The 19,757-nt window shown below is 54.3% G+C and carries 18 protein-coding genes; 17 read left to right on the forward strand and 1 reads right to left on the reverse strand.

The window, feature by feature from the left end; genetic code table 11:
- The first annotated feature begins 46 nt into the window (after positions 1-46).
- The 4 genes from ACTQ4R_RS04085 to ACTQ4R_RS04100 are packed head-to-tail and all read left to right on the forward strand — an operon-like array spanning position 47 to position 3,527.
- Positions 47-1,711: a ParB/RepB/Spo0J family partition protein gene (locus tag ACTQ4R_RS04085; RefSeq protein WP_441626123.1), complete on the forward strand. Its 1,665-nt coding sequence runs from the start codon at positions 47-49 to the stop codon at positions 1,709-1,711.
- 12 nt (positions 1,712-1,723) lie between these two features.
- Positions 1,724-2,131 (forward strand): DUF3846 domain-containing protein, encoded by a 408-nt coding sequence (locus ACTQ4R_RS04090; protein WP_441626125.1) that lies wholly within the window; start codon positions 1,724-1,726, stop codon positions 2,129-2,131.
- Between the two features lie 6 nt (positions 2,132-2,137).
- A complete protein-coding gene (locus ACTQ4R_RS04095; RefSeq protein WP_441626127.1) occupies positions 2,138-3,097 on the forward strand; it encodes an ArdC-like ssDNA-binding domain-containing protein in 960 nt (319 codons plus the stop codon).
- A gap of 13 nt (positions 3,098-3,110) precedes the next feature.
- Entirely contained in the window at positions 3,111-3,527 is a 417-nt protein-coding gene (locus ACTQ4R_RS04100) for a hypothetical protein (protein ID WP_441626129.1), read from the forward strand.
- Positions 3,528-3,816: 289 nt separating this feature from the next.
- On the opposite strand, the gene ACTQ4R_RS04105 is transcribed toward ACTQ4R_RS04100, so the two are convergent.
- Positions 3,817-4,749 (reverse strand): hypothetical protein, encoded by a 933-nt coding sequence (locus ACTQ4R_RS04105; RefSeq protein WP_441626131.1) that lies wholly within the window; start codon positions 4,747-4,749, stop codon positions 3,817-3,819.
- Positions 4,750-5,012: 263 nt separating this feature from the next.
- Here ACTQ4R_RS04105 and ACTQ4R_RS04110 point away from each other — a divergent pair, with 263 nt between their 5' ends.
- The 13 genes from ACTQ4R_RS04110 (at position 5,013) to ACTQ4R_RS04170 (ending at position 19,735) form a co-directional block, all read left to right on the forward strand.
- Positions 5,013-5,459 (forward strand): hypothetical protein, encoded by a 447-nt coding sequence (locus tag ACTQ4R_RS04110; RefSeq protein ID WP_441626133.1) that lies wholly within the window; start codon positions 5,013-5,015, stop codon positions 5,457-5,459.
- A 9-nt stretch (positions 5,460-5,468) separates the two neighbouring features.
- Positions 5,469-6,326, forward strand: coding sequence for a hypothetical protein (locus ACTQ4R_RS04115; protein WP_441626135.1), 858 nt, complete (start codon positions 5,469-5,471; stop codon positions 6,324-6,326).
- A 14-nt stretch (positions 6,327-6,340) separates the two neighbouring features.
- The gene (locus ACTQ4R_RS04120; RefSeq protein ID WP_441626137.1) at positions 6,341-7,123 is read left to right on the forward strand and encodes a hypothetical protein; all 783 of its coding nucleotides are present in this window, start codon (positions 6,341-6,343) and stop codon (positions 7,121-7,123) included.
- 149 nt (positions 7,124-7,272) lie between these two features.
- The gene (locus ACTQ4R_RS04125) at positions 7,273-7,671 is read left to right on the forward strand and encodes a DUF7007 domain-containing protein (RefSeq protein WP_441626139.1); all 399 of its coding nucleotides are present in this window, start codon (positions 7,273-7,275) and stop codon (positions 7,669-7,671) included.
- Positions 7,672-7,681: 10 nt separating this feature from the next.
- Entirely contained in the window at positions 7,682-7,990 is a 309-nt protein-coding gene (locus tag ACTQ4R_RS04130) for a MobC family plasmid mobilization relaxosome protein (RefSeq protein ID WP_441626141.1), read from the forward strand.
- A gap of 124 nt (positions 7,991-8,114) precedes the next feature.
- Positions 8,115-8,546: an LptM family lipoprotein gene (locus ACTQ4R_RS04135; protein WP_441626143.1), complete on the forward strand. Its 432-nt coding sequence runs from the start codon at positions 8,115-8,117 to the stop codon at positions 8,544-8,546.
- 193 nt (positions 8,547-8,739) lie between these two features.
- On the forward strand, positions 8,740-10,104 hold the full coding sequence (locus ACTQ4R_RS04140; protein ID WP_441626145.1) for a relaxase/mobilization nuclease domain-containing protein: 1,365 nt from the start codon (positions 8,740-8,742) through the stop codon (positions 10,102-10,104).
- 36 nt (positions 10,105-10,140) lie between these two features.
- Positions 10,141-10,707: a PcfB family protein gene (locus ACTQ4R_RS04145; protein WP_441626147.1), complete on the forward strand. Its 567-nt coding sequence runs from the start codon at positions 10,141-10,143 to the stop codon at positions 10,705-10,707.
- A 24-nt stretch (positions 10,708-10,731) separates the two neighbouring features.
- Entirely contained in the window at positions 10,732-11,598 is an 867-nt protein-coding gene (locus ACTQ4R_RS04150) for a hypothetical protein (protein WP_441626149.1), read from the forward strand.
- A 344-nt stretch (positions 11,599-11,942) separates the two neighbouring features.
- Positions 11,943-12,827, forward strand: a complete 885-nt coding sequence (locus ACTQ4R_RS04155) for a hypothetical protein (RefSeq protein WP_441626151.1) — start codon at positions 11,943-11,945, stop codon at positions 12,825-12,827.
- A complete protein-coding gene (locus ACTQ4R_RS04160; RefSeq protein ID WP_441626153.1) occupies positions 12,824-13,591 on the forward strand; it encodes a class D sortase in 768 nt (255 codons plus the stop codon). Before ACTQ4R_RS04155 ends, ACTQ4R_RS04160 begins: the two co-directional genes overlap by 4 nt.
- Before the next feature lie 149 nt (positions 13,592-13,740).
- A complete protein-coding gene (locus ACTQ4R_RS04165; RefSeq protein WP_441626155.1) occupies positions 13,741-14,490 on the forward strand; it encodes a CAP domain-containing protein in 750 nt (249 codons plus the stop codon).
- A gap of 268 nt (positions 14,491-14,758) precedes the next feature.
- Positions 14,759-19,735 carry an MSCRAMM family protein gene (locus tag ACTQ4R_RS04170; RefSeq protein WP_441626157.1) on the forward strand — a complete coding sequence of 1,659 codons (4,977 nt, stop codon included), beginning with the start codon at positions 14,759-14,761 and terminating at the stop codon, positions 19,733-19,735.
- The last annotated feature ends 22 nt before the right edge of the window (positions 19,736-19,757 follow it).

Consider the following 19,757-nt stretch of genomic DNA (forward strand, 5'->3'; position numbering starts at 1 on the left):
TTGAGACGCATTTTTCGACATAATTCTAAAAAATGGAGGTATCCCTATGGCAGACGGAAGAAAAAACCCGTTGATTGGAGCGTTCCGAACGCCAGTGGCGGAAACGCTGCCCAAGGCATCCGAACCGTTGCAAGCAGATGAGGGCAAAAAGTCAGCCGCGCCGCCCAAGATTACGGTTGACCCCAAGCCCCCTGTTGCTGACCCCGGAAAACCTGGCGAGGACAAGAAGCCCGTTGAGCCGCCCAAGGCTGCAACTGACCCCAAGGCTCCTGCCACTGCTGTCCCTGGCAAACCCAGCGAGGACAAGAAGCCCGTCGAGCCGCCCAAGGCCACAACTGACCCCAAGGCCCCCGCCGCTGCTGACCTCGGCAAATCCGCCGATGGTAAGAAGCCCGTCGAGCTGTCCAAGACCGCAACTGACCCCAAGGCCCCCGCCGCTGCTGCCCCTGGCAAATCCGGCGAGGACAAGAAGCCCGTCGAGCCTCCCAAGGCCGCAACTGACCCCAAGGCTCCCACCGCTGCTGCCCCCGGCAAACCCGCCGAGGGCAAGAAACCTATCGAGCCGCCCAAGGCCGCAACTGACCCCAAGGTTCCCGCCGCTGCTGCCCCCGGCAAACCCGGAGAGGACAAGAAACCTACCGAGCAGCCCAAGGTTGCAACTGACCCCAAAGCCCCTGCCACGGCTGACCCCGGCAAACCCGGTGGGGACAAGAAACCCGACGAACCGCCCAAGGCAAAGGATACGGAAGAAGAAATCCCCAAGGACTTCAAACTGCCCATCACCAAAGAGGGACAGTCGGAAATCATCACCACACTGAAAGTATCTGAAATCCACCCCTTTGAGGGCCATCCTTTTAACGTCAAGGATGATAAGGACATGATGGACCTGGTGGACAGCGTAAAGAAGTTCGGCGTTCTGGAACCTGTGGTAGTCATCCCCCGTAAGGCGGGCGGTTACGAGATGGTGTCTGGACACCGCCGCCGTCGGGCCTGCGAACTGGCCGGAATTACCACCATGCCGGTCATCGTCCGTCAGCTTGACCGGGACGAGGCCGTGATCTCCATGGTGGACGCCAACCTAAAGCGTGAAAACATCAGTCCCATGGAAAAGGCCCGCGCCTATGCCATGAAACTGGAAGCCATGAAGCACAAGGCTGGCCGGCGCACCAAAGAAGAAGTTGCCGCGATGGAAGCGGCTGGCAAAAAGCCGATGCGAGCTGACGAGGAACTGGCCCAGCAGACCGGTGAGAGCCGCAGTAATATTCAGAAACTTGTCCGGCTGAACAGCCTGACCCCGGAATTGCAGCAGATGGTAGAGGAAAAGAAACTCCCTGTTCATACCGCCGCCGACCTTTCCTACTTGAAAAAGGAAGAACAGACAGCGGTAGCCGACGCCATCAAAAAGGAGGACAAGGTGCCATCCGGTTCCCAGGCGGTGGAACTGAAAAAGGCCAGTCAGGAAGGAAAGCTGACAACAGAGAAAATTGAAAAAGCTGTGGCCCCCACCAAGCGGGAAGAAACCCCTCCGCTGAAAATCACGCTGACCGAGGAGGACCTGCGGCCTTACTTCCCGGATAAGCGGACGACGATCCCGGATGTAAAGCGAGGCGTGTTTGAGGCACTTGACCTGCGGAAAAAGGCGTTGGAGCGTCAGAGAGCCAAAATTCAAGCTGAAAAGGACCCTAAGAAAAAATCTGAACCAGCGAGGTGATGGAACACGAAGGTGCTGATCGTCAAGCCGGGATATGCCCCGTATGAAGCCGAGATCAATGGATTGCATGAGATGCAGGCTATTGTAGGCGGACTGATTCAAGCCATCTATCCCTTTGAGGACAAAGTGGCAGTCGTCTGTAATGATGAGGGCATTTTTTTAGGGATGCCCTTTAATCGCAGCGTACCTGGAGGGTACGGTGGTGTGTTTGGCCCGTTTTTCGTCTGCGGCGTTGGAGCAGAAGATTTTTGCTCCCTGACCCCGGACCAGATTAAAACCTATAAGAAGGAATTTCATAATGCGGAAATTCTGATAGGGGCAAAAGGAAATACACCAGTCACATTGAAGGTACAGCCCAAAACCGTGGACAGCAATCCCCACCATGAAAAAGGGCGGGATGAGCCTCATAGCCGGGAGTAAAACGCCATGCAGGAAAACACTTCCGCAAATGGACGGCTAAAGGCCCTTACTGACAAGCTGGAAAATGGAGTTTCGGATATTTTTCAGAGCGGCCAGTATGCGGAATATCTCGCCGCCATGTCAAGATTTCATCATTACAGCTTCAGCAATTCCCTGCTGATTTTCATGCAGCGCCCGGATGCCACCCATGTTGCAGGCTATAACGACTGGAAAAACGTGTTCGGCCGACAGGTAAAGGCCCATGAGAAGGGCATACAGATTTTGGCCCCGTGCTTCTGCAACAAATGGACACAGCGGCAGAAGATCAACGAGCAGACCGGCCTGCCGGTACAAGGAGCGGACGGTCAGCCAGTCATGGAGTGGGTCCGGGAGCAACGGGTCAGATACAAGGTCGTGAGTGTGTTTGATATATCCCAGACCGAGGGAAAGGAACTGCCTGTTTTGGGCGTTTCCGAGCTGACCGGGGATGTAATGGAATACGATGGGATTTTGGAAAAGCTGAAAACCCTGTCCCCGCTGCCGGTGGTGTTTGAGGCGTTTCCCAGGGACGCCAAGGGTTATTGCAGCTATGCGGAGCAGCGCATCGTAATACAACCGGATATGAGCCAACAGCAGACTGTCAAAACGCTGGTCCATGAGATCGCTCATGCAAAGCTCCATCTTCCCACAGGCACAGACCCCGCAGAAAGGCCAAGCCGGACGGCCCGCGAGGTAGAGGCCGAGAGCGTCGCCTATGTGGTGTGTCAGCACCTGGGTATCGACACATCGGACTATTCCTTTGCCTATGTTGCGGGCTGGAGCCGGGACCAGGACATGACTGTGCTGAAAGCGTCTCTTGAGCGCATACGGGCCACCGCTGCCGAACTGATCGACGGGATGGAAGGACGGGAAAGAACACCGCCCAGGCGGGAGCAAAAGCCCCAACACACCCGCCGCTCCAAGCGGCGGGCATCCAATGTCAGATAAAGGAGGAACCCATTTGGATTATTTGAGTGATATTCCTATCGCGTCGGGAGCTGTCAGCAATTACGAGGGTATGAGCGCCCTGGTCGGCCAGGATGGGCGGGTGTATCTGGGAAAATCCGAAAACTGCTATCTCAGCCGTGAGGGAGACGCCCCAGCCTACTATGATAATTCGGACGGTTCCCTGCAACTGGTCTCCGATAACATCAAAATTTTTCATCTTCTCTATGGTGACGGATGGCCGATGTCCCAGCGGCAGATGAGATGTAACCGTAGCTTCAGCAAGGCCGATTACATGGAATTTGCCAGCCTGCGGGACGGCGTATTGTCGCATTACCGCCCCTTGCGTGAGATCACGTTTGCAGGAAGGCCCTTTGAAACGCCGAAAGCGTACCGCCGTTTGCACCGGGGGCAGCCAGTCGCAGTTAGATGAAATGCGTCTCGAATCGAGACGCATTTCGACGTTTTCCTCCAAAGGTTCGGTTAAAGGCCGTATCCGATATTTTGGCCCCGTTTACTCTTTATGTTGATATTGCGTATTTGCTAATTATGTATGCTGCGCCATAATGCAGCATCAACGATGGCTTAAAACAGTATTCCATTAGCAACGATTGCAGCAATCCTTGGGCATGCAGGAACAAGGACTACCGATATCTATGGCAACACCGCAGGACCTTTCCAGGAACGGAGAGGTCCTGCGGTTTGGCTTTTCGCCCTGTGAGTTACTTTTTCTCCAAAATATTTGTCTCGCAAATCTCATATCCATCTATTTTCCCAGAGTCATCATATTGAAAAACGATTTGCGCTGTAACTTCCAGAAAATCATCCAAATATATCGCTGCGTTTGGAGCATCCGTATAGAGTGTCGGCTTAAAATGTACAAAGAGCTGTTCCCCCTGTAAGCTAAACGAAAGAAAATTCCCGCAGAAATATCCTGTTGGGATGATCCGTTCGCCAGACTCTGCTCCAACCGCACTCAAGCGATATGATTTAGGATCTGATCCTCCTGCCGAAACTGTGACAGCATCCATATCCGCATCATACACGACTTGAATCGTATCGTTCAGCCTGTCACTCAGCTCATCTATATTTAAGTAATATGGCTCAATTTGAAAATCTTCAAGTTGAAATAGAATCAGTTCGGAGACTGAAAATCCCGTTCCAAATCCGGTATGGCAGATACAGAAAATAGTTTTTCCATCAGCGCTTAATATGAAATCCGGCGGGATTCCGTGATTGCTCTCATAAAAATATGGAAAGGAATCAATATGCGGCGTGTCCCCAACATCAAATATTAATCCATACCCCGGTTCCTCCACATCATTATATCCCCAAATATAAATGTCCTGTTCGGGAAATTCCTGGAGCAGTGTCAAATCGGATTTCGGATCTGTTATGATCGCTGTATCTTGGCCTGTTGAGTCTTCTCTTATATTTGGAATTGCCGCAGTTTCCATATAGGATTCAAACCGAGCAGCAAACGTTTTTGAGCGTTCAAGCATTGACCCGCTCGCATACATCTCACGAACCAACAGGGGCTGTAATGTGTTTTCTCCAGAAGGTTTGCTTCTCTTTGATAAAAGGGAGCCTGTGACAATTAAAATTAATACAATTCCCAGCACATACAGTTTCTGCTTTTTACTACATACTTCCATTATTTTTCTCCTAAAGAGTATATATAGGTTTACACAAATTCAGATTTTCCCTTCCTTAATTAATGCTCCAAGCAATACCACAATCGCAATTGTAAGTGGTCTTCTCATTTCGGGCATTTTCCCTTCTGTAAATTCTTATTAAATTTATCATATCATAATCCAGAACTGCCTGCAACAGACGCAATTAGTGAAATAGCCGAAGATGATTTCATCAACACTTCGGGTAAAAGGTACATATTTGCAAGAAAGGCCGTGACCCCTGTATGAAGTACAGATACTACTCCACCCAGCGCCCTATTGATATAGGGACATACCCAAAGCTACCAGATGCCCCCGCGGTGAACATGACGTTTTTCAGTGAGCGTAAACTCGTGGAGAACGGTACAGTTCTTGCCTGGGGCGTGCTGGCATACAACAGTCCTCTGTCACCGCAGCAGATCAATGATTATGAGCTGCGCCCCGCAAGAGACAATCCCGACATCAAGGAACGCATGAGCGTTCAGGCGCAGGCTGTCGGTGCATGGGAGCGGCGCAACCACATCCCGGAGGAAAAGCGATTGACCCGCAGAAATCCAGACACCAACGCCTATGAACCGCTGGACAGTATAAGAATAGAGGAATTGCAGCGGCAGTTTGAAATCGCACTTGAGTTCCCGACTGTCCCAAAACACGGCAGGGGAAAAACGGTTCCCCAGCGCAGAGAGCGATAGGAGGCGAGTATGGCAAACAGCAAAAATCAATTCTACGAAGTGGGAAGCTATACCGGGGTTTTGCGGGAAGGCAGTGAAATCTGCATACAGCGCCAAATGACCTATCGAGGCCAATATGCTGACTTCAAGCCATTTTTGAATATTCCACAAAAGGAATTGGAAAAGCGGTTGAACGACAGCAAGGCGGAGGAAAAGAAAATTTATGATGGACTGCAAAAGGCGGCGAAAGCCTGGGACGAGCATGGGGCGCAGACCCTCTTGCTTCAAAAGGCAATCGAGTATTTGAAAACCCCGGAGGTCCAGCATACCGCAAATCAGTGGAAACAGCGGAAAGACGGCACTTGGGAAATCAGCAACCTTGTTTACAAAATGACCTATACCATCGAGAAGGTCAGGGATGAGTGGAAGCTGACCTGGGAACTGGAATATACCTCCCCGGGCTATAAACCGCCTACCTATTACTCTCCCTACGATAACAGCCCCCGGCCCCGCATTGAGCGCGAAGGCAGCAAGAAGTATAAGACCCTGGAGGGAGCGCAGAAATATATCCAAGGCAAATACGACGAGTACGCGCATTTGTTCATGGAGCTGTCTCCACCCATCCCCCCAAAGGCAAAAATGTTTTTCTGTGTCAATGGGCAGTTGCTTCAAGGCTATACCATGGCGCCGAAAGAAAGGACGACCCAGGATGTTGCCGATGATCTGCTGGGCCTGCTGGATGACGGAGACTTGATGCCGCCCGCTGTGGACCCCGCCAAGTCTCCGGTGCAGCCAGCACCGGTCAGCTCTCCCCCGAAATCCCAAAGCAGCACGCCGAAGATAAAAGATCCCGCTCCAAAGAAAAAGCGGGCTACATTTGTGAGATAAAGAGGTTAGCTGCAATGGGATATACACACCTTGAGCTTGGGCAGGAATGTGAGATCGTTGAGCGCGTGTATTCCTGCGATGGCAATTCGGACATGTCCGCGCTGGTACAGTTATCGCCAGCAAAGTTAGATGAGCTGGCACAGGCCAGTATGGAAAAGGAAAAGACTATCTACGCAGAGGCGCTTGCGATAGTTGCCCGGTGGAAGCAGCAGGCGTATGAAACGGTTGCTTACCGTAAGGCCCAGGCTTATTTGAGAACGCTGCCTGTCACGCATACCTCTAATCAGTGGGTCAAGGGTGAATATGATTGGCATGAAATAAGCAACATGGTCTACAAATTTATATGGCGCTCTTATGAGAATACCCGCTGGGATAGTACGCAGAAAAAATCTGTGCCGGTCTCATGGGAACTATCCTGGTATCTCACCTACAACACGCCAAGAGAACCCGACTTCACCGGATCTGGACGGCAAATCGCTGGGCAGGAGCGGAAACGCTTTGGAGAAAAAGCCACGATGGAAAAATATCTGCAAGGCCGCATCAATGCCTATGTCCACCTGTTCAAAGAAATCTCACCGCCTATCCCGGCAGAGCATGAGAAACGCTTTTGCGTCAATGGCGTTCTGCTTCCCGGCTACACCGTGGAAGCCCCAAAGCGGACACCCCAGGAGGTGGCCGATGAACTGCTTAGCTTTTTGGAGGACGAGGATGCCTCACCGTCAGTGGCAAATGCAAATCAGCCACCCCATAAGAAGCCCCCGCCCCATAAGCACAGGAGCAGTACCCCGACACGGTAGACAGCGGCGCCTTCGGCGTCGCTGTCCGCGCCAGCATGGAATTTTGACAGCAAAATTCCACTGGTTAGGGGCCAGACCCCTAAAACCCCATACGTTTTGCAATGCGTCTCGATTTGAGACGCATTTTTCATTTTACAGGAGGAATGCCAATGTATTGTGAACCTGAATACTCGCCCTGGGGCGAAATACAGCGGTGTGAAACACTTGCGCCGGGTATCTTTTTCATCTCGACCGCCAGCCACGGCGGCATCTTGGTATCGAATACCGTTACCCGGACATTATCCGACGCGGCCCGCGAATGTGGCTTTTGGGATGGTATCTACCTCTGCTATGAGGAGGACTGTCAAGCCTGTGTTGTCCTGCGGGAACTGCTGGACCGGGACAGGCAGAATGTTCCGAGCTGGGTCAAAGACACAGTGGCCTTTGAGCGGGACATTGACAGAAGCCTTCAAAGGTACAATCCCGGCTATTGGGAAGCCCGCCGGGAGAGCCGCACGATTCATCCCCGCCCCAGACAGCGGCGGCGCCGTTCCGCCTGTGTCCGGTAAGGAGTTCAATATGGGCAAAGTATTTAAGACCATCACCTTGCGGCTCAGCGCCGATGAATATAGCCACCTGAAACAGCAGACAGAGATGACCGGCCTGAAAATGGAGCCGCTGCTGCGTCAGCTCATCATGGGCGTCAATCTCCGTCCCCGTCCTCCCGACAGCTATGCCGCCCTACTCCGGGAACTGTCCGCCATCGGAAATAATATTAACCAGCTTGCCCATCAAGCCAATGCCAGGGATGATGCCACCAAAGCGGAGATCAGCGAGGCGGCCCAACTGGTACGGCAGGCATGGCGGATGGTCAAGGACGCATTCTGACACTCCTTTTTCCCCAAGTGTTGATGAAATCATCTTTGGCAATCTCACCAATTATCCTTTATTGCAGACAGTTCCGTAACGTGGTATGATGAAATCCACAAATCGAAATTATTGGGGGTAAAACATGAAAAGAATCATAAAACTTTTATTATCCTTGATTTGTATTTTCGGATTGGTTGGATGTGGAGATAATTCCATATCTGAGGTGAAAATAGATTATGGAAATTCCGCGCTCTATTCAGAAGAAGATATGAATGCAGCAATACTGCTGATAAAAGACACCTTCAGCGCATGGGAGGGTTGCGAACTTCACAGCATTACCTATGTATCGGATGATGAATGCAATTCTGAAAACATAGCATGGATGAATGAACTGGCAGCGGCTAATGATCTAAATGAACAATTTGACCAATGCATCATGTTCAAAAGTGATTTTCACTCTCCTAAGGAAAACAGTGGGCCATGGAATGTTGATGAAGAATATACGGGTTGGGGATGGTGGCTTGCACGTTCTAAAGGCGGCCCGTGGAGATTGATGACATGTGGATATGCGTAAGTTCCAGTTTGCCTGTCTCAACAAAGACTACTGTTCATAACTGAATATAGCGAAAGAAGCTCCACAAGATTCTCGAAATCCTGTGGAGCCTTTTTTCTGCCTGTTTCAGTCAAATCGACGAAAGGTTTGGTGGATAAATCTAAATCAACACAAAAGGCAAAAGGAATATCTGATGGCCTACACCAAAATACTTGTGATACACAATCGGCTGGATAAGTGTGTGGACTACACCCAGGACGAGGAAAAGACTTCGCTGGAAGCAGCCATTGACTACGCACTGAACCGTGAAAAAACAGAACGCACCTGCTTTGAAACAGCCGTCAACTGTGACCGTGAGCGCGTCTATCAGGACATGATGGACACGAAACGGCGCTGGGGCAAGGCTGACCGCAGGCGAAAAGGCTATCATGTGATCCAGTCCTTTGCCCCCGGAGAGGTCACGCCGGAGGAGGCCCACGCCATTGGCGTGGAGCTGGCACAGCGGCTTTTGGGCGACCGCTATGAGGTTGTCGTGTCCACCCATCTGAACAAAGCGCATCTGCACTCGCATCTGGTGTTCAATAGCGTTTCCTTTCTGGACGGGGCCATGTACCGGGACACCTTCAAGGACTTGTTCGGAGGAGACGGCGTAGGCATCCGGGGCACATCGGACGCTATCTGTCTGGAACACGGCCTGTCCATCATCGAACCCAGCGAACCGCTGAAAGGCTCCGTCGTCAGCCGGGCCGAGTGGGAGGCGGAGCAAAAAGGAAAGCCAACATTCCGGGGCATGGTCCGGCGGGATATAGAAACCGCCATCGCCAATTCTTACACCATGCGCTCCTTCTGGCAGCAGTTGGAGCAGATGGGCTACACCGTCAAGCACGGCCCCAACATCGTCCACCCCGCCGTCAAGCCGCCGGGCGGACAGCGGTTCATCCGCCTGGACAGTCAGAAGCTGGGCTATACCGAGGAAGTTCTGGCGGCCCGACTGGCTGCCGTCCGTTCCGGCGAAGTCCCCTCGCCTGTTACAGAAACGGCACCGCCTCCAATGGCCTGCCGCCTGTCTCCGGGACGGCGGTATCGTGTTCAGGGCAGGATAGGTCGGCCACGGAAACTGACCGGCTTTCGCGCCCTGTACTTCAAGTATCTGTATCTGCTGGGAGCTATACCATCACGCCGTCCGGGAAACCGGGCGGCTTTTCCTATGCGGAGTGAGATCATCAAGTTTGACCGCTATCAGGAACAATTTCGCTATCTGATGAAAACCCGCATAGAAACAGCGGAGCAGCTTTCCATGCAGTATGACGCCATCCAGGCGGAGATCGACGCCCTGACAGACCAGCGCCGGGAGCTTTACCAATGGCGCAGGGCGGGCCAAGGCGGCACTGCTATCGACGGCGAGATCGCCGCCATCACTGACCGCCTGCGGACGCTGCGCCGGGAATTGAAGCTGTGCGCCCGTATCGAGGGAGACATCCCCAGCGTCCGGGAACGTGTATCGAACCAGCAGGCGGATGAAAGGGGGCCTGGAAAAGAGCATCCAACCAGGAAACCATATTTGAAAAACGGGAGGTGAACCAACATGGATGTAAGCGGAGAAGTGGCCGACCTGATGGTGAAAGAGAGCATCCAACTGACGGAGGCCAGTATCAAGCTGCTGGCGGCTGGGAGCAAAAACCTGGCTGCATTTCTTTGGGCGCTGGCAAAGGACAACAAAAGACTGGTGGGCAAGACCAACATGGCCCGCCTGCTGAAAGAGGGCAAAGAGCTGAAAGTGTTCCGCGTCAAGGAAAGTGACCTGGCGGAGTTTCAGGTGTTTGCCAAGAAAAATGTCCTGTATGCGGCCGTCAAGGATAAACGTTCCGACAGCGGTATGGTAGACCTTATCACCAATGCGGATTTCGTGTCCCAGGTCAATCTGTTTATGGAGCGCCGGGGCTATCCCGCACCGGTCCAGGGGGAATCGCCAAAAAAAGACGGCCCCCGCGCTCAACGAGACAGCTTCTCACCACAGCGCGGGAATACCTCGAATCCCTCGCAGAGGAGGACGAGTACGGCGGAACCGACTTCTGAAAAGCCGTCCGTCAAAGGACGGCTGGCAGCCCTGCAAGCAGCGTCCGAGAGCATGAAAACAGCGAAAACACCGCAGGGCCGCAGCGCCCCACCCAAGGCCCGATAATCATGTATAGGAGGAACATATATCATGGCAAATCTGGAAGCCCTTATCAGCAGAAAAACGGAAGCAGATACCCAATGGAAGGCCCAGCGGCAGGCAGAGCGTGAAAGCATCGTCGCTATGCAGGACGCCGGTGTAACGGAGATCACCAGCAACCCGGAGGCATACGCCCGGTATCTGGAAATGCAGGGTGATAACCCCACATACAGCGCCGGCAACATCGCCCTTGCCATGCTGCAAAACGAGAAGGCCACGATCTTCGGCACCCGTGAACGCTGGAAAACCCTGAACCGCTCCGTCATTGATACGGAAGCCAACAAGGGCATGAAAATCTTTGCCCGCTCTACGCTGGGCAAGGGCTATTCTCTCTCCGATGCCTACGACTTGTCGCAGACGCAAGGGCGGGAGCTGAAGCATTTCCAGCTTCAGGATGACACGAAAGAAATGGAGAACGCCCTCGCTACACTTCTCAACTATGCCGTGGTTCCGGTGAACAGTGACCCGGAACTGGACCAGGCCGCTTTCTACGATATGCAGGAAATGGCGCTGTATATCAATCCCAACTACCCGGACAGCGAAGCCTTTTCCGCCATTGCGGCAGAGATCGCCCATACCCGCATCCATGCGAAAGGATACAACGCCTCCTATGACCGGCAGGAATGTGAGCTGGACGCCCAGAGCGTGTCCTACATCCTTTGCCGAAGATTTGGTATTGAACGCGACCTCCCCGATATGAGCCGCCTGCCGGAATTGTACGAGGGCTGGGACGCACAGCAGCGCCGGGGCGCCCTTGACAGCATCCAGGATATAAGCAAGAAGATCGGCGGTTCCATCGAGCAGGCCATCACACCCCAGCAGCGGAGCCGTGCCCCCGTCAACCGGGCCGCCCGGTAAAACCTTTGTACGGGGTGTTTTCCCCTTCGGGGATGATAAGACGGCAAGCATCCCCGTCAAGGCCGGACGATTGCTGGCGCAATCGCCCGCGAGCCGGCCAGTCTGCGGACTGGCCGGGCCTTGACTGGGCCGTTCGCCGTCTTATGCGGTAATCAAGGGGAAAACACCCCAAAAGCCGCCAATGGCGGCTTTTGCTATGCTGGGAGCCGTCCCGCTGGCTGGCACGCTCAGCAAACTTGCCAGCCCTACGCCCCGCCGCAAGCCATCGGCGGGGCAACAGTCTGGAAATACGTCTCAATTTGAGACATATTTCGATCATTTACAATGAATCAGGAGGAAACCACATGAAACGTACGATTGCCCTTATCCTTGCCATGTTCACGCTCTGCGGCGCTCTGCCTTGCGTGGCCCTGGCCGCTGACACCGCCCCCTCATCCGCCCTTTATCCCACGGAGGTCGTGGAGCATACTGACGGAGATTGCCCGCGGCTGGAAAAAATCTATGTGCTGAACACCTGGGAGGACCCCGCCGCCATTCCCACCGCTGACTTTGAACGGGAAGGCGTTCTTTATACCCTGTTGGATATGACCCGGCAGGATAACGTGGAACGCGAGACGAAGCCCCATACGGAGACCATTACTCTGGAGAGCGACAGCAAAGATATGGAGAAAATCCTACCCCAACTTGCGGCCACCAGGGAAGTCACCACAGAGGACGGCTATACCGGCCTGCTGACGCTGGATACCACCAGCATTAAAACCGAGGCGTCCGGCTACGGCTCCTCTACCCGTACTGTTACCGCGACCCGAAGCTACCCGAACCTGTCCGATGCCGATGTGTCCCTGATCCCCAAAACCACAGAGGACAACAAGCGGACGCTGACCCTGGCTGATGTGGACTGGCAGGAGGACAACGGCCTCTATCACGCCACGGCAACCTACACAGGCGTTGCTACCAGCAGCTACGTCAAGGGCTACATCATTACCGCCGACTACATCGGGGATGTTTCCCGGATCACAGGCGGCACAGTCACCTATACCGCCGTATTCAGCGGAAGCGCGGACGCACAGGAGCAGGCTGCGGATCAGAATGATAACGCAGAGAAAGGCGGCCTGTCATGGCTTGCGGCGCTCCCCCTTTGCGCCGGTGTTGGAGGACTGGCCTTCCTGGGAGTGTCCCAGTACAAGAAATTCAAATCCAAAAAGGAATGGAAGGAGTTCACGAAATGAAGCGTTGGAAACATCTGCTGATCTTCACAGCTCTGATGGCATCTTTGGCCGTTACTCCGGCTCACGCGCTGGAATATGACATCGGCGCCCCGGACGATTACCTGTTCGGACGGCCCACCAGCGACGAGACGATTTATGAACAGGCGCCGGTAAATGTGGATAGGAGCAAGAATACCGCTTTGATCCCGCCCGGTTTCGGTACGCCCACCAGCTACCTGCCCGGCAGCGGTGAGTACCTGACTCCCAACCTTGTCCCCGGTGCCTTAGACGGTGGCCTGATCCCCTCTGTCGGCAGCGTGACCTATCCCAGCATCAACGGCGGAAGTACCTGGACTGGAACGACGACCACCGCACCCTTTACGGAAGTGACTTCTGACCTCTATTACAGCGGCGGCCATTTGGGGACACTGAAAATTCCTGCTATCGGCCTGACCGTCAAGGTCTATGAAGGAACCAGCACGGCCTTGGCAAAAGGAGCGGGGCATTTTGAAAACACCAGCTTCTTTACCGGGAATACCTGCATCGCGGCACATAACCGGGGTGTGAACAACCACTTTGCCAAGATCCACACGCTGGAACCGGGAGACAGGATCACCCTGACAACGAAGTTGGGGACTCGTACCTATTCCGTTATCAGTGTGGAGAAAATCAGCGAGAACGATACCAGCGATACTGCTGCCACAACGGATAACCGCATTACGCTCTTTACCTGCGTCCGGGATCAGCGGGAATATCGCTGGTGCGTGAAAGCGGTGGAGGTATGATGTGCGGTTAAAAAAGCGTCTCAATTTGAGACGCTTTTCGACAAGGCATTTGGTGATGAAAGTTTGATTTTTTGCGAAGTTTGTATAATTTTGCCATAATAATAGTAGGCAGAAATGCCGCCTATTCTTATGACAGGAGGAAGCACACAATGAAAAAATCATATACATCCTTTGCCGCTGGGCTGCTGGTGGGGGTGGCTCTGTTCGGTGGGACCACTGCCTATGCCGCCGGGATCATAGCAGAGCGGAGCAACCATCCCATTTATGTGGACGGCGAGCTGGTGCAGATGGAGGCATACACGATCAACGGCAATAACTATGTCAAACTCCGGGACGTCGGACAAGCTGTCGGCTTCAATGTCTTTTGGAAGGACGGCGTTCAGGTAGACAGCGATGCCCCTTATACGGGCGAGGCACCGAGACAGGGGGTGGTGAACGAAACCGTCCTGAACACGGAAGATGTTTGCCAAGAGATCGTAGGCCTGACCAACGACCTGCGCCGGAAGCACGGCCTGTCTACTTTCATCACAAACGACAAGCTGATGGAGGCTGCGCAGGTCCGGGCAGAGGAAATGGCATCGACTACGACTTACAGCCATACCCGCCCGGACGGCAGGCAGTATTACACCGTCACAGATTGTCCGTACACAGCAGAGAACATCCACCGCATTGCCACCCGGTATCTGGCGCAGCATGGCGTTGGACTTGCGGAAGCGGCTGTCGATGGCTGGGCTAATTCTGAAACCCATTTGCGGAATATCCTCAACGACCGCCTATCCTCCATCGGCGTGGGTATCGCCAAAGGCGTCAACGCCAGCGGAGAGGAAAGCTGGTACTGCGTTCAGCTTTTCCTTTATGATGGCTATGTGATTACGTGGGTAGATGGGGCCACTTATTAACTTAACTTAATTGTTCAATGAGCAAGGATAAGCGTCCTTGCTCATTGTTTGTTTTTCGTTATGGCAAAGCATAAATGGATGATTGCCACTACCAAAATTCCAATTTGAATCAGATCGCTATATGTTACCATGCCAATCCGCCTTTCTGATGTATGATGATTTGCGATTGATGTTTCAATTCTAAGAATAATTATATGCAACGATTTTGAAAGGCGCATTACTTATTCTAAATAAAGCACTTATTTGTGACAGGAGGAAAAGTCGAAAAATGAAGAAATTTACAAAAATTTCACACTTTATTCTCGCGTTTTTAATTCTACTAACGCTTATCCCAACTGCTGCTTTCGCCGCAACATCCACCGGCACCGGCATCACGCCGACCACAGACCCCAACCGCTGGACCACCCGGCTGACATCTACCGGCCAGCCCTATTCCTACCGTCCGCCCATGGCCGCAGGCAAACAGCTTTACTGCATGGATCTGGGCTATTCCTATCGGTATGGCACGGCCAGCTTCCTCAATAGCTACTCCTACACCAGCGCCACCGGCGCGGATGCGGATGCTCTGTGGGAGAAAGCAATCGCCAAGACCGGACTGGGTGAGATGGACGCCATTACCAAGGAGAACGTTAAATGGATGATGTCCTATATCGCGGACTACACCGGAGAGATCCCCGGCAGCCTGTTCATGGCGCTCCAGACCTACATCTGGGACAACCAGAGCGACAAATCCGCGGGCGGCGATACCTCTGGCGACATTGACGCAGGCGGCTTTGCCAATGCGGACACCTACGAAACGTATGTAGGCTACTATAACTGGATGCTGGAGCAAAAAGCCAAAGAGGATGCCGAGCTTCAGGCTCAGGTGGAACAGTACGCCGCCGAGGGCAAGCAGGCGTCTATCGTGGAGGATACGTCCAGCAAGTGGGCCGTTCTCGCTATCTCCGGCGTATCCGGCCGCCAGAGCTTCTTTGCCTACCACGCAGCCCGAAAGGTCGTGACAGACGATAAGCCGGAGGGCGGAGACAATCCGCCTCCTCCCGTTGCCGGTGATGGCGACATCACGTTCAAAAAGGTGATTGCCGGGACCACCCGTGGCCTGGATGGTGCGGTCTACAATATCTACCGGGACGGCCAGATCGTCGGCAGTGATGTGACCTCCGGTGGCGGCATCATCACAGTCAACGATGTGACCAAGGGCCTGTGGACGTTTGTGGAGGTGGAGGCCCCGGAGGGCTATGCCCTGGACCCCACGCCCCACAGCGTCTATGTGGATGTGACCGACGGCAATAAGCAGTACACTGTCTCTGCCAGCAACAGCCCTCTGCCCAGCCTGAAAATCACCAAGGCAGATGCCCAGACCTACGCCAAGGTCAAAGCCACCTTCCTGGTGGAATCCCTGACCGGCAGTTACTCCACCACAGTCACCGTGGACGGAGAGAAGGTCCTCCAGGACCTCCAGCCCGGCGTCTACCGGATTACCGAACAGTCGGTCGAGGAGCCTTACATCAAGACCGGAACCCACCAGGACATCGCCCTGCTGGCCGGAGCTGGGACGGTGGAGGCTGCCTTCACCAACTACCAGAAGCCCGGCCTTGAGATTTTGAAGAAAAACATCGCCACGGGCGACCCCATTGCCCATGTGACCTACAAAATCGAGCAGATCGACGGCGGTTACAGCACCTCCGCCACCACCGACAGCAAGGGCCGCATCTTCCTTGAAAACATCCCCGTGGGCAGTTATAAAGTCACGGAGGTCAATGTACCCTCCGATGTGATCCTCTGCGACATTCCGCAAACCATCGCCCTCGGCCCTGGCGAGACCAGGACGGTGACGTTTTTCAATGCAGTCAAGCCTTCGCTGAAAATCATCAAGCGGTGCGAGATCACGAAGGACCCCATCCCCAACACCAAGTTCCATATCTGGTGGGGTTCCGACAACACCACGACCGGCACATTGGATGACCTGGGCAGTTTCTATACCGATGAAAACGGCGAAATCATCTTTACGGGTGACGCGCTCAACAGCGGTTGGTATAAAGTGATGGAGGAAGCCCCGGCGGCAGGTTTTGCCCCTGCGGATGAGCCGACACAGGAGTTCTATCTGGCAGGAAACGAAAGCGCGGTCAAGATTTGGGAAAACCGTCCCCTCAGCGCATTGGTGGTTTTCAAGTATGACGCTAAGACCGGGGCCGCCCTCCAGGGAGCAGAGTTCCAGGTACGCTACCTGGGTGGCACCTCCGGCACCGGCGGTACGGTCATTGGCACCTACACCACTTCGGAAAACGGCGCCTTTGTTGTTACGGGCCTAAAGGCTGGCACCTATATTGTCGAGGAAACCAAAGCCAGCCCCTATTACTCCATCGATACCCCGCCCCAGACGGTTTTGCTGACCGGCAAGGACCAGGACGTTGTGACGCTGCGGTTCAGCAATCAGCCCTATGGCTCCGCCCTCGTCAAGAAGCTGGCGGACGATGCCAACAAGACGCCGCTGGAGGGAGCCACCTTCCTTGTCACCGATGATAAGGGAACCTTTATCGGCACTTCCAACGGCGAGTTCACCACGGACAAGTCTGGCTCCATCCAGCTTCCCAAGGTGCCTGCCGGGACGACCATCGTGGCAAAGGAGATACGCGCACCGGAGGGCTACGCATTGGACGGCACCCCTCAGACCATCACAGTGCAGGCGGGTGAAAATTCCCCGCTGACCTTTTACGATAAACCCCTCTGCAACCTTACCATTTTGAAGCGGGACGCACTGACAAAGAAGCCGCTGGCAAAAGCGGAGTTTATCGTCAAAGACAGCGAGGGTAAGCCCATCGGCACGGACAACGGGCGGTTTGTCACCGGCTCCGACGGCACTGTGACCGTCACGGGCCTGACGCCCAATTCCACCATCATCGTATCCGAGGATAAGGCTCCCATCGGTTACATCAAGGATGAAACGCCCAGGACCATTGTAGTCAGAAGCGGCGTCCCCAACAGCCTGACCTTTGACAATGAGCCTGCCACCACGCTGGTCATCCACAAGTACATCGAGGGCACGGAGAACGAGCCGCTGTCTGGCGTTGCCTTCAAGGTGGTCGATGGCAGCGGTGCCGCCGTTGGCACCGATGACGGCGTGTACTACACGGATAAGGCGGGTGAAATCGTCCTCACCGGCCTGGAACCCGGCACCACTGTTATTGCCCGTGAGATCAAGACTGCGGACGGTTTCGTGCTGGATGGGACACCCCAGGATATTCTTATCAAGGCTGGCCCCGCACAGAATCTGACGTTCTGGAACAAGCGGGACTGCGCGCTGACGATTTTGAAGCAGAGCACGGACAAGAAGCCTCTGGACGGAGCGGAGTTCCTGGTGACAGACGCGGAGGGCCGTGCCATCGGCACCAACAATGGCCGCTACACCAGCGACCGCAACGGCCTTGTCACCATCACGGGTCTCCAGCCGGGCCAGACACTGGTGATCTCTGAGGAAAAGGCCCCGGCAGGCTACGTCCGGGATACCACGCCCAAGACCATTTTAATCAAAGCAGATACCCCCAACAGCGTCATCTTTGAGAACGCCCCTGTGGGCTGCCTTATCATCAACAAGCTCAGCACGGACCGCAAGACCCCGCTGGAGGGCGTGACCTTCAAAATTACTACGGCAAATGGCGAGTTTGTCCCCGATGAAAACGGCAAGGTCAGCAGCAACGGCCTGTACTACACGGACGCCGCAGGCCAAATCATCCTGAAAGGGGTCACGGGCACATTGGTCGTAACGGAGCTGGAGAGCATCCCCGGTTACACCATCGACGAGAATACCCGGACGCAGACCGTTGTGGTGAACCCGGACGATACCCAAGCGCTCTACTTTTACAACAAGCCCGTGGGCGGCGTGGAGATCATCAAAACCGATGCAGACCACCCGGAGGTCAGAATCCCCAATGTGACCTTTGAGGTTCGGAGGATGGATGACGGGCTGGTGGACACTGTTACCACAGACGCAAACGGCAGAGTGTTCCTGACTCTGGAGGATGGGGATTATTACGCCGTTGAGACCCAGGCGGCTGATGGCTACAAGCTGGACGATACCCCGCACTATTTTACCGTGAAAGATGGAAAGCCCACGAAGCTGCCCGTTACCAACAAGGCGTTCAGCGGCATCCTGATCCACAAGATTTCCTCCACCACCGGCAAGGGCATTTACGGTGTGACCTTCCTGCTGTACGACAGCGGGAAAAATCCCATCGGTGAATATGTAAGCGACCAGCGGGGATATGTCTACATCGACGACCTCCCCAGCGGTGGCCGCTATTACCTGCGGGAGCTGGAAAACGAAGGATATATCCCGGACACCCAGCTCAAAACCGTTTATGTGACCGCTGGTAAGACTACGGAGATCACCTGGAAGAACACGCCTATCACAGCGCAAATTCAGCTCATCAAGAAGTCCGCGGACTACAATCCCACCAATGGCCTGCCTGCGGGGACACTGCTGGAAGGAGCAGTGTTTGAAATCTACGACAAGGCCGGAAATGTGGTGGACACCATTCGGAGCGATAGCCGGGGTCGTGCGGTATCCAAGCAGCTCCCGCTGTCCCGGTACACCACCCGGGAGGTCAAGGCCCCGGAAAACTACGGAGTCTCTGAAAATGTGCTGACGGCCTACCTGGAACACGAAGGCCAGATCGTCACCTTTGAAGTCACCAACAAATCTCTTATTACCGGCGTTTCTATCGTCAAGACCGGCCCCAAGGAAGTGGTAAGCGGCCAGCCCGTTCGTTATGTGTTCTCCGGGATCGCCAACCGTTCCAACACCCGCCTTGAAAATTTCTATTGGCGCGACACACTTCCCACCGCTGTAAGGCTGGAGAAAGTTGTGACCGGAACCTACAACTTTGTTGGTAGCTATAAGATCGTCTACAAGGTCAACGGCGCCGGAGATTATCGCACGCTGGCCGACAATCTGAGCACCCGGCAGAACTATTCCCTTGTTGCGTCCCCGGCAGCTCTGGGCCTTGCCGCCAATGAGCGGGTAACGGAGGTCATGTTTGTGTTTGGCCAAGCCCCGGCCGGCTTTGCTCAGGTCGAAGCCCCCGCCCTCTATTGCACCGCTGCCTCTGGCCTTGCCGCCGGCAGCAGCTTTGTCAACGTGGCAGATGCAGGCGGCGTCTACAACGGGCAGTGGGTACAGGCTGTGACCCGCTGGGTGACGACCGTCTACGGTAAGCCCGCAAAGCTGCCCCGCACCGGCTACTAAACACAATGCGTCTCAATTTGAG

This window comes from Dysosmobacter sp. Sow4_B12 (assembly GCF_052116665.1).
GTDB lineage: Bacteria > Bacillota > Clostridia > Oscillospirales > Oscillospiraceae > Oscillibacter.

What these genes read in the sequence shown, in the direction of transcription:
- ACTQ4R_RS04085 (WP_441626123.1), top strand. Translation starts at nt 47, where the DNA reads ATGGCAGACGGAAGAAAAAACCCGTTGATTGGAGCGTTCCGAACGCCA.
- ACTQ4R_RS04095 (WP_441626127.1), top strand. Translation starts at nt 2,138, where the DNA reads ATGCAGGAAAACACTTCCGCAAATGGACGGCTAAAGGCCCTTACTGAC.
- ACTQ4R_RS04105 (WP_441626131.1), bottom strand. Translation starts at nt 4,749, where the DNA reads ATGGAAGTATGTAGTAAAAAGCAGAAACTGTATGTGCTGGGAATTGTA.
- ACTQ4R_RS04110 (WP_441626133.1), top strand. Translation starts at nt 5,013, where the DNA reads ATGAAGTACAGATACTACTCCACCCAGCGCCCTATTGATATAGGGACA.
- ACTQ4R_RS04115 (WP_441626135.1), top strand. Translation starts at nt 5,469, where the DNA reads ATGGCAAACAGCAAAAATCAATTCTACGAAGTGGGAAGCTATACCGGG.
- ACTQ4R_RS04120 (WP_441626137.1), top strand. Translation starts at nt 6,341, where the DNA reads ATGGGATATACACACCTTGAGCTTGGGCAGGAATGTGAGATCGTTGAG.
- ACTQ4R_RS04125 (WP_441626139.1), top strand. Translation starts at nt 7,273, where the DNA reads ATGTATTGTGAACCTGAATACTCGCCCTGGGGCGAAATACAGCGGTGT.
- ACTQ4R_RS04130 (WP_441626141.1), top strand. Translation starts at nt 7,682, where the DNA reads ATGGGCAAAGTATTTAAGACCATCACCTTGCGGCTCAGCGCCGATGAA.
- ACTQ4R_RS04135 (WP_441626143.1), top strand. Translation starts at nt 8,115, where the DNA reads ATGAAAAGAATCATAAAACTTTTATTATCCTTGATTTGTATTTTCGGA.
- ACTQ4R_RS04145 (WP_441626147.1), top strand. Translation starts at nt 10,141, where the DNA reads ATGGTGAAAGAGAGCATCCAACTGACGGAGGCCAGTATCAAGCTGCTG.
- ACTQ4R_RS04150 (WP_441626149.1), top strand. Translation starts at nt 10,732, where the DNA reads ATGGCAAATCTGGAAGCCCTTATCAGCAGAAAAACGGAAGCAGATACC.
- ACTQ4R_RS04155 (WP_441626151.1), top strand. Translation starts at nt 11,943, where the DNA reads ATGAAACGTACGATTGCCCTTATCCTTGCCATGTTCACGCTCTGCGGC.
- ACTQ4R_RS04160 (WP_441626153.1), top strand. Translation starts at nt 12,824, where the DNA reads ATGAAGCGTTGGAAACATCTGCTGATCTTCACAGCTCTGATGGCATCT.
- ACTQ4R_RS04165 (WP_441626155.1), top strand. Translation starts at nt 13,741, where the DNA reads ATGAAAAAATCATATACATCCTTTGCCGCTGGGCTGCTGGTGGGGGTG.
- ACTQ4R_RS04170 (WP_441626157.1), top strand. Translation starts at nt 14,759, where the DNA reads ATGAAGAAATTTACAAAAATTTCACACTTTATTCTCGCGTTTTTAATT.